General features: G+C 63.2%; 8 protein-coding genes and 3 pseudogenes. 6 read left to right on the top strand and 5 right to left on the bottom strand.

Annotation, left to right across the window (positions count from 1 at the left end):
- From VZ95_RS05660 to VZ95_RS05645, 4 genes are all read left to right on the top strand, one after another.
- On the top strand, nt 1-474 hold a 474-nt coding region (locus VZ95_RS05660), incomplete at its 5' end, for a sugar phosphate isomerase/epimerase family protein (RefSeq protein ID WP_045774998.1).
- 11 nt (nt 475-485) lie between these two features.
- Entirely contained in the window at nt 486-1,646 is a 1,161-nt protein-coding gene (locus VZ95_RS05655; RefSeq protein WP_045774997.1) for a Gfo/Idh/MocA family protein, read from the top strand.
- A gap of 10 nt (nt 1,647-1,656) precedes the next feature.
- Nucleotides 1,657-2,715 (top strand): sugar phosphate isomerase/epimerase family protein, encoded by a 1,059-nt coding sequence (locus VZ95_RS05650; protein ID WP_045774996.1) that lies wholly within the window; start codon nt 1,657-1,659, stop codon nt 2,713-2,715.
- A 192-nt stretch (nt 2,716-2,907) separates the two neighbouring features.
- The gene (locus tag VZ95_RS05645; protein ID WP_232302498.1) at nt 2,908-4,014 is read left to right on the top strand and encodes a Gfo/Idh/MocA family protein; all 1,107 of its coding nucleotides are present in this window, start codon (nt 2,908-2,910) and stop codon (nt 4,012-4,014) included.
- 81 nt (nt 4,015-4,095) lie between these two features.
- On the opposite strand, the gene VZ95_RS05640 is transcribed toward VZ95_RS05645, so the two are convergent.
- The 4 genes and pseudogenes from VZ95_RS05640 to VZ95_RS29655 form a co-directional block, all read right to left on the bottom strand.
- A complete protein-coding gene (locus tag VZ95_RS05640; protein ID WP_045774995.1) occupies nt 4,096-5,454 on the bottom strand; it encodes an LLM class flavin-dependent oxidoreductase in 1,359 nt (452 codons plus the stop codon).
- Between the two features lie 78 nt (nt 5,455-5,532).
- The gene (locus VZ95_RS05635; protein ID WP_045774994.1) at nt 5,533-6,327 is read right to left on the bottom strand and encodes a MetQ/NlpA family ABC transporter substrate-binding protein; all 795 of its coding nucleotides are present in this window, start codon (nt 6,325-6,327) and stop codon (nt 5,533-5,535) included.
- 68 nt (nt 6,328-6,395) lie between these two features.
- Nucleotides 6,396-6,875, bottom strand: a pseudogene (locus VZ95_RS05630) (methionine ABC transporter permease); the annotation flags it as partial.
- Between the two features lie 379 nt (nt 6,876-7,254).
- Nucleotides 7,255-7,678 (bottom strand): annotated as a pseudogene (locus VZ95_RS29655) (ATP-binding cassette domain-containing protein); the annotation flags it as partial.
- 9 nt (nt 7,679-7,687) lie between these two features.
- Here VZ95_RS29655 and VZ95_RS05620 point away from each other — a divergent pair.
- Together VZ95_RS05620 and VZ95_RS25150 are read left to right on the top strand one after the other, a co-directional pair.
- Complete coding sequence (locus VZ95_RS05620; protein WP_198148115.1) at nt 7,688-7,858, top strand: hypothetical protein; 171 nt, start codon at nt 7,688-7,690, stop codon at nt 7,856-7,858.
- 12 nt (nt 7,859-7,870) lie between these two features.
- Nucleotides 7,871-9,033: pseudogene (locus VZ95_RS25150) on the top strand (LLM class flavin-dependent oxidoreductase).
- Between the two features lie 64 nt (nt 9,034-9,097).
- Here the strand turns inward: VZ95_RS25150 and VZ95_RS23890 are convergent.
- Entirely contained in the window at nt 9,098-9,235 is a 138-nt protein-coding gene (locus VZ95_RS23890) for a chemotaxis protein CheB (protein ID WP_269747063.1), read from the bottom strand.
- Nucleotides 9,236-9,239 lie beyond the last annotated feature (4 nt).

Here is a 9,239-nt window from a genome sequence, read left to right as displayed (position 1 = left end):
GGCGAGCGTGAGGGCGGGGAGGAGCATTGGCGCGCGCTCGGCCGGGAGCTAAAGGCCATCGGCGCGGTGGTGACGGGCGAAGGGCTGAAATTTGCTTGGCATAATCACCATTGGGAGTACGGCAAAACCGCCGATGGCACGAGTTTCCTCGACTGCCTGTTCCAGGAAGCGCCGGACATGCTGTGGGAAGCCGATCTCGCCTGGATCGTGCGCGGTAATGGCGATCCGGTGACGGAAATCCAAAAACACGCCCATCGCCTCGCCGCCGTGCATATCAAAGATATTGCGCCAGCGGGTGAGTGTTTGGACGAAGACGGTTGGGCCGATCCCGGCCACGGGGTGATGAACTGGGATGCGATCCGCCCGGCGCTCGCAGCTACCGGCGTCGGTCTCTTCATCGCCGAGCACGATAAACCGTCCGATGTGGCGCGTTTTGCCCGCCGGGCGCGCGACACCGTCGCGTCTTGGTCGTAGGGGAGGCGGGAATGAGCCAACTCGGCGTCGGCCTGATCGGTTGCGGCAATATCTCCACCATCTATCTTCAAAACATGGCCTCCTTTCACGGGCTGAAGCTCGTCGCCTGCGCCGATATGCGGGCGGAGGCAGCGGAAGCTCAGGCGAAAACTTTCGGCATCGAAGCGCTCAGTATCGATGCGCTATTGGCGCGGCCCGATATTCAGATAGTCGTTAATCTGACCACGCCCAATGCCCATTTCCCCGTCAGTCTGGCGGCGCTTCAGGCGGGCAAGCACGTCTTCGGCGAGAAGCCGATTACGGTCGCCGCCGCCGACGCCGCAACCCTGGTGGCGGAAGCGGAAAAGCGTGGCCTGAAGATCGGTTGCGCGCCCGACACCTTCTTGGGCGGCGGCGGGCAAACGGCACGGGAACTGGTCGATTCCGGCGCGGTCGGAACGATCCTATCCGGCACCTGTCATCTCATGTCGCACGGCATGGAGCATTGGCACCCGGACCCGACTTTCTTCTTCAAGCCGGGCGGCGGGCCGATCCTCGATATGGCCCCCTATTATCTCGCCGCGCTGATTAATCTGATCGGGCCGGTGGAAAGTGTGCAGGCGCGCGCCTCCACGGGCTTTGCCGAGCGGATCGTGACGGCGGCGGGGCCGATGATCGGCAAGGCCATCACAGTCGAAACGCCGACAACGGTGATGGCGCTGCTGCATTTCGAAAGCGGGGCCGATATTCAGTTCACGATGAGCTGGGACGTGTGGAAGCACAGCCATCCGGCCATCGAGCTTTACGGCACCAAGGGCTCCCTGCGCGTGCCCGATCCGAATTTCTTCGGGGGCACGGTGGAATATACCGAGGCGGGCGGCGATTGGATCGCGGTGGATACCGAGACGCGCGCTTTCGGGCGGGCGAATTGGCGTTCACCAAACTGGGCACCGACGCAACCGTCGCGGGCGAATTACCGCTGCCTCGGTATTGCCGAACTGGCGAGTTCGGTGCTGCACGGCACGCCGCAGCGCGCGTCTGGCGCGCTGGCCTCGCACGCGCTCGAAGCCATGCAAGCGATGCTGACGGCGGCGCAAACGGGCGAAACGCTGCGCCTAACCTCCCGCCTCGACCGGCCCGCGCCCCTGACGCCTGCCGAGGCCGCCGCCCTTTGGGCTGGCCCCGTTTTTTAAGGAAACTCTCATGGCAAGTCTCATCAAAGGCCCCGGCATTTTCTTGGCCCAATTCGCGGGCGATGCCGCGCCGTTCAACTCTTGGGAAGCGATCACCCGCTGGGCCGGGTCACTCGGCTATAAGGGCGTGCAGGTGCCGACCTGGGACAAGCGCCTGTTCGACCTGGAAACCGCCGCTGTCTCGGATACCTATTGTCAGCAGATCCTGGGAATCGCCGAAGCCAATGGCGTGACGATCACCGAACTTTCCACTCATCTGCAAGGCCAGCTCGTCGCCGTGCATCCGGCCTATGACGAGGCTTTTGACGGGTTCGCGCCGGAAGCCTTGCGCGGTAAGCCCGCCGAACGCCAGCGCTGGGCGGTGGAACAAGTGCGCCTGGCGGCGCAGGCGTCGCGCCGGTTGGGGCTCAATTCCAGCGTCTCCTTCACCGGGGCGCTGGCCTGGCCCTACCTCTATCCCTGGCCGCAGCGTCCGGCGGGGTTGATCGAAACCGCCTTCGGGGAATTGGCCAAGCGTTGGCGGCCAATCCTCGATTTCTACGACGAGCTGGGGGTCGATCTCTGCTACGAAATCCACCCCGGCGAGGATATTTTCGACGGCGCGAGCTTCGAGATGTTCCTGGAGGCGGTCGACGGGCATCCGCGCGTCATGATTAACTACGATCCGTCGCATTTCATGCTGATGCAGCTCGACTACCTCGCCTTCATCGACATCTATCACGAGCGCATCGGCGCGTTTCATGTGAAGGACGCCGAGTTCAATCCGACCGGGCGGCAGGGCGTTTATTCCGGCTATCAATCGTGGGTGAACCGCGCCGGGCGTTTCCGCTCGCTGGGCGACGGGCAGGTGGATTTCACCGGCATCTTCTCCAAACTCGCCGCCTATGGTTACGATCGTTGGGCGGTGCTGGAGTGGGAATGCTGCCTGAAGCACCCGGAAGTGGGGGCAGCAGAAGGCGCGCCGTTCATCGACAAGCACATCATCCGCGTCACGGAGAAAGCTTTCGACGATTTCGCCGGGGGTAAAACCGATCCGGCGCAGATCCGGCGGATGTTGGGGATCGGTTAAAGTCTGTCAGGGGTTTCACCCCCGACGCCCCCAGCCAAGGGGCTTGCCCCTTGGCAATCCCATTACCTGGAGCCCGATTTTCTTATATTTCTCAGTAAGAAAAAAAGGAATCGTGGATTCTCAAGGGGCCGTCGCCCCTTGAGTGGGGCACGGGGCAAAGCCCCGCCCTCAACAGAATGCAGGAGAGCGCGCATGGTTTCGGCACGGGCAGACAGCGCCATTCGGCCCTTACGGTTGGGAATGGTCGGCGGCGGCGAAGGGGCCTTCATCGGGGCGGTTCACCGCATGGCCGCTCGCCTTGACGGACAGTTCGAGCTTGTCGCGGGGGCTTTATCCTCGACGCCGGAAAAAGCCTTACGCTCGGCGGCGGCGCTGGGGCTCGATCCCGCGCGCAGCTATCCCGATTTCATGGCGATGGCCCGGCGCGAGGCGCGGCTGAAAGAGGGGATTGAGGCGGTGGCCATCGTCACCCCCAATCACCAGCATGTTCCGGCGGCGCTGGCCTTTCTGAAAGCAGGTATTGCGGTGATTTGCGACAAGCCGCTGGCGAGCACGCTGAAGGACGCCCGGCGTTTGCAGCGAGCGGCGGAGGCGGCGGGGACGATCTTCTGCGTCACCTATAATTACTCCGGCTATCCGATGGTCCGGCAGGCGCGGGCGATGGTGGCGGAGGGGCTTTTGGGCGATCTGCGCGTCGTGCAGGTCGAATATCCGCAGGATTGGCTCACCGAACCGCTGGAAACCACCGGCCAGAAGCAGGCCGATTGGCGCACCGATCCGGCGCGCGCCGGGGCGGGCGGCTGTATCGGTGATATCGGCACCCACGCCTATCAACTCACCGAATTCGTCACTGGCCTTACCGTGAGTGAACTTGCCGCCGACCTTAGCCATTTCGTGCCAGGGCGGCGGGTCGATGACAACGCGCAGATCCTGCTGCGGTTTTCCAACGGCGCGCGCGGCATGCTCTGGGCGAGTCAGGTCGCGCCGGGGAACGAGAACGGCCTCAAACTGCGCGTTTATGGCACTAAGGGCGGGCTCGAATGGTCGCAGGAGCATCCCAATCACCTGACCTGGAGCCCCTTCGGTGAACCGCCGCGCACGCTGACGCGCGGTGGCGCGGGCATCTCGCCCGCAGCGGCGCGCGTTACTCGCGTTCCGAGCGGCCATCCCGAAGGCTATCTCGAAGCCTTTGCCACCCTCTATACGGAAGTCGCGCGCGCGTCCGGGCGCGGGCAGCGGGCGAGGCCTGCCCGCCGGAGGTGTTGTTTCCAACCTTGCGCGACGGCGTGCGCGGTGTAGCCTTCGTCGAGACGGCAGTGCGATCATCGAAAGGCAATACGCGCTGGGTAAAACTGCCGGAGTAGGGGGCGCGACGCCCCCTTAAAACCGAAACCGTGCCCCCGGATGGCGGTCCGACAGGCGCGGGGAGCCCGAGAGTTTTTGCCGCAAGGGGCCGTCGGCATAGTCGGTCTTGAAAACGCCCCGGTTTTGCAGTTCGGGCACCAGTAGATCGACGATGGCCTCCAAGCTCTCAGGCATAACGAGGCGGACCAGATTGAACCCGTCCACATCGGTGGCCTCAACCCAATGCAGCAGTCCATCGGCCACGGTGGCAGGGCTGCCGATCAGGAAAGCGCCGCGCGTGCCCTCCGGCCCAAAGCGGGTGAGGTCGCGGATTGTCCAGGCTTTTTCTGGCCCCAGGCGGCGCAGCGTATCCGTGAGCGAGCGCATGGCGTTGCTTTCGGTCGCCTGGATTTTCTCGTCGAGCCCATAGCGCGAAAGATCGATCCCCGACCAACCGGAAATGAGGGCGAGCGTGCCTTCTGCGTCGATATACTCGGCGTAGGATCGGTGCCGCTCCTGGGCTTCGGCATCGGTCGGGGCGACGATCAGCGTCGCACCGAGGAAGACTTTGATGTCATAGGCGTCTCTGCCGTGGGCGACCGCGCGGCGGCGGATATCGCGCACGGTTTCGGCCACCAGTTCCGGCGTGGGACCATTGACGAAAACGGCTTCGGCATGGCGGGCGGCGAAATCGCGCCCTGCTGTGGAAGAGCCAGCCTGAAACAGAAATGGCGTGCGCTGCGGCGAGGGATGGACCAGATGCAGCGCATCCAATTGGTAGCGTTCGCCCTGGTGCTGCACCCGGCGCACCCGGTCGGGCTTGGTGTAGAGCCGCGCCGCCTTATCCTGGACCAGCGCGTCGTCGGCCCAACTGCCTTCCCAGAGTTTATAGGTAACGTCCAGAAACTCTTCGGCGGCAGCATAGCGCGAATCATGCTCGGCAAGCCCCGTTTGCCCGGCCCCGCGCGCGCCGGAATCGAGCAGGCCGGTGACGATATTCCACGCCACGCGTCCGCCGGTCAGATGGTCTAGAGTGGAAAAGCGCCGGGCGAGCAAATAGGGCTGTTCATAGGAAACGGTGGCGGTCACACCGAAGCCGATATGCTCGGTCACGCCCGCCATCAGCGGCACCACCGGGAACGGGTCCAGGGTCGGCGCTTGGGCGGCGGCCTTCAGCGCGGCATCAGGCGTGCCGCCATAGACATCATAGACGCCGATGACATCGGCGAGGAAAATCGCATCCAGCTTGCCGCGCTCGGCGGTTTTGGCGAGATGGGTCCAATAGCCCGGCGTGTTGTGCGCACTCGATTGGTCGCGCGGATGCGCCCACAGCCCGGCCCAGGAGTGGCCGGGGCTGTTCATATGGAAGGCATTCAGGTGGATCTGCTTGGGCATCGACCGGGTCTTTCAGCGGGCGCAATCACAGAAAAGGCGGGGAGAGCCCCGCCTTTTCGACTGAAACGGTGTGGGTTTTTACCAAACCGGCAGCAGGGCCCCATCGAAGCGGGTTTTGATGAAGCTGCGGATGGCTTCATCCTGATAGGCTTTCACGACGCGGCGATAGAGGGGATTATCCTTATCCTTTTCGCGCGCGGCGATGACGTTGCCGTAGGGATTATCCTTCGTGGTTTCGATGGCAATCGAATCGCGGCCCGGCTTTAGGTTGGCCTGCAGCGCGTAATTGGTATTGATGACAGCGGCATCGAGATCATCGAGGCTGCGCGCGAGTTGCGCCGCGTCGATTTCGCGGAATTTCAGCTTTTTCGGATTGTCGGTTACGTCGATGACGCGCGGCAGAATGCCTACGCCCTCCTTCAACTTAATGAGCCCATGCTGCGCCAGCAGCAGCAGGCCACGCCCGCCATTGCTGGGATCGTTGGGGATGCCGACCTGCGCGCTGTCCTTCAGTTCGGCCAAGGCTTTGACTTTCTTGGAATAGAGCCCGATGGGGGAAACCACCGTGTCGGCGATAGCGGTAATCTTATAGCCCTTGGTCTTGACCTGATTTTCCAGGAACGGCTTATGCTGGAAGGCGTTAAGGTCCAAATCGCCCGCGTCCAGCGCGGCATTCGGCAGCAGGTAATCGTTGAAGACGATCACTTGCACATCGATACCGTCTCTGGCTGCAACCTTTTTGACTTCCTGCCAAATGATCTCGCCATCGCCGCCGGAAACGCCGACTTTCACCTTATCGGCAGCCAAGGCGACGTTTGGGGCGAGCAGGGCGGCGGCCAGCGCCGTCGCTTTGAGAATATTGAAAACACGCATCGCAAAACTCCTTCGAGCGCGCCGTAGGTACAGCGCGAGGGATGATAGGGACTTAAGAAAAAGAGGGATCAGGCGCGCTTGTTGACGCGCTTGGCGAGACGATCGCCGCCAATCTGCACGAGGCTGACGACGGCGATCAGCACGACGATGACGCCCAGCATGATATCGGTTTCAAAGCGCTGTTAGCCGTAGCGAATGGCAAGATCGCCCAAGCCGACCGCGCCGACCGCGCCCGCCATCGCCGACGCGCCGATGAGGGTGACGAGGGTAATGGTGAACCCGGCGATGATCCCCGGTAGCGCTTCCGGCAACAGCACGTGCCAGACGATATGCCTACGGCTTGCCCCCATCGCTTGGGCCGCCTCGACCAACCCACGATCCACTTCGCGCAGGCTAACCTCAGCAATCCGGGCGAAGAAGGGGGTGGCGGCAATGCTGAGCGGCACAATCGCCGCCGCCGTGCCAATGGTGGTGCCGACGATCAGCCGAGTGAAGGGCAGCAGCGCGACCAGCAGGATGATGAAGGGGGTCGAGCGGAAACCGTGGATTCGACATAGCCCAAAACCTCAACAGCGGCGGTTTTCCCGCGCAAATTCCGCACCAGCGCTTCCGTATCGGACGTGGAGCGGAACTCGGTTATCAACAGCAGGCTGCCCTGGGAGCGGCCCTGGATGCGGTCGAGATCGGCTTGCAGCAGCCGAACCGGGCGGCTCAGCACGTCCGCCAAACCGTCCAAGGACGCGCCAAGCCCATTGGCCCGGTCACTAAGGTGCACGCGCAGCAGCACGTCTCCCGCAGCGACGGGCGTGTAGCGCAGCCGGTCCGAAATATCGCGCGGCACATCGGCGATGACCGAGCGCAGCAAGCGCCGCGTCGTCTCGCTTTGGGGATCGGCGAAAATCGACCAGACCGGCCCGAGTTCGACAACCTCCCCTTGATCCAAAACCGCAACCCGGTCGGCAATCTGGCGGACTACGGCCATTTCGTGCGTAATCAGAATAATTGTGAGCCCCAACCGCCGATTGATATCGCGCAGCAAATCGAGGATCGACAGGGTGGTTTCCGGGTCGAGCGCCGAGGTGGCCTCGTCGCAGAGCAGAATTTCCGGATCATGGACCAGCGCGCGGGCAATGCCGACGCGCTGTTTCTGCCCGCCGGAAAGCTGTGCCGGATAAGCGTCGCGCTTATCGGCGAGCCCGACGAGGTCGAGCAAGGCTTCGACCTTGCCGGCGATCAGCTTCTTATCGACCCCGGCAATTCGCAGCGGCAGCGCCACATTCTCCCCGACGGTTTTGGCCGACAGAAGGCGGATGAAATCCAAACCTGGTTCGAGCAGGGCGCGGCGGATGGGTTCAATATTATGCCGCCGTGGCTAACCGGGGGCTTCGACGTGTTCGCGGCGGAAGTGCTGCCAATCCTGCGCAAGCGCGGGCTGTTCCGCAGCGAGTATAGCGGCACCACCCTGCGCGATCATTTCGGCCTGCCCCGGCCCGAATCCCTTTATTCCGAAGCCACCCGCGCTTCCGCCTGATCGGAGCTTTCCATGTCCCTCGCGCTCGATGTGCAGCAGGGGCCGCAACTGCGCGGCCCTTTGGAGTTCCCCGATAGCCCCCTGTCGCGCGCGGCGCAGCAGCCGTTGATGCTGGGGCTGTTTCTGAATTTGCAGGATATCCATTTTTCGGATCATCCCAGCACCTCGTCCTGGACGTTCGACTATAATGCGGAGATTGTCCGCAAGGCCGACGCCGCCGGGTTTGATCTCGCTTTCAGCCGCACCCAATGGCTGCCGAAAGGCGGGTATGACGGGGAAGGCTCGCTCGATAGTTTCATCGCGCTCGGGGCGATGGCGGCGACAACCCAATCGATCCTGCTGATCTCGACCCTGCACGTGCTCTACGGGCCGTTCTGCATATCGCCAAATTCGGCGCGACCTTCGACCATATCGCCAAGGGCCGCTGGGGCATTAATATCGTCACCGGGCATCGGGCCATTGAGCACGAGATGTTCGGCTGGAACCGCATCGACCACGACCGGCGCTACGAGATGAGCGGCGAGCTGTTCGACGTGGTGCATCGGCTGTGGACCGATACGGAGAATTATTCCTACGAAGCGAGGCTCGCCGACTGGAAACTCCAGAACGGCTATATCACGCCGAAACCTGCCTATGGCCGCCCGATTCTGGTGACGGCGACGGGCTCGCCCGCCGGGATTGAGTTCGCCGCACGCTATTCGGATATCGTCTTCATCACCTCGCCCGGCGGCGCGCATATCGAGAGCGCGCTCGAAACCCTGCCGGAGCATATCCGCACCATCAAAACCCGCGCCCGCGCCCACGGCCAGGAGGTGAAAACCATCATCAATCCGATGGTCATCAGCCGCCCGACCGAGGCTGAAACCGACGCCTACCTGCACGCTATTCTCGACGGTCGGCCTGCCCCCAAAGCGACGGGCTTTGCCCAGCGCGGCTATGATAGCGACGCCGTGGCCTGGAAGGGCCGGAGCGATACGCGCCACAAGCAGGGGTATAATCTTGGTGGCAATATCGAGATTATCGGAACGCCGGAGCAGGTGGTGGAGCAACTGGCCGGGTTGAAGCGGGCCGGAATCGATGGCGTGCAGCTCGGCTTTTACGATTTCGGCCCGGATTTCGAGTATTTCCTGAGCTCCACCCTGCCGTTGCTGCAACAGGCGGGATTGCGGTTTTAGGCGGTGAGGTCCCAATAGGGCGGATCGCCGAACGCCTGTTTCCGGTGATCCGCCAGGGCAGGCTTTAACCGAGCGGGAGTTGAAACCAGTCGTTGAGGCGGCGGGCGAGGTCGGTCGGGGGGGCGGTTTCGGTAACGGCACCGGCGTCGATAGCGGCGGCGGGCATGCCGGGCACGGCGCAGGTGGACGGGCGCTGGGCCAGTACG

Source organism: Elstera litoralis, assembly GCF_000963705.1.
Classification (GTDB): domain Bacteria; phylum Pseudomonadota; class Alphaproteobacteria; order Elsterales; family Elsteraceae; genus Elstera; species Elstera litoralis.
The sequence above is the reverse complement of the archived record's forward strand: the minus strand, read 5'-3'. Positions and strand labels throughout refer to the sequence as shown.

Coding starts and splice junctions, on each gene's coding strand:
- VZ95_RS05655 (WP_045774997.1), top strand. CDS start 486: ATGAGCCAACTCGGCGTCGGCCTGATCGGTTGCGGCAATATCTCCACC.
- VZ95_RS05650 (WP_045774996.1), top strand. CDS start 1,657: ATGGCAAGTCTCATCAAAGGCCCCGGCATTTTCTTGGCCCAATTCGCG.
- VZ95_RS05645 (WP_232302498.1), top strand. CDS start 2,908: ATGGTTTCGGCACGGGCAGACAGCGCCATTCGGCCCTTACGGTTGGGA.
- VZ95_RS05640 (WP_045774995.1), bottom strand. CDS start 5,454: ATGCCCAAGCAGATCCACCTGAATGCCTTCCATATGAACAGCCCCGGC.
- VZ95_RS05635 (WP_045774994.1), bottom strand. CDS start 6,327: ATGCGTGTTTTCAATATTCTCAAAGCGACGGCGCTGGCCGCCGCCCTG.
- VZ95_RS05620 (WP_198148115.1), top strand. CDS start 7,688: ATGCCGCCGTGGCTAACCGGGGGCTTCGACGTGTTCGCGGCGGAAGTG.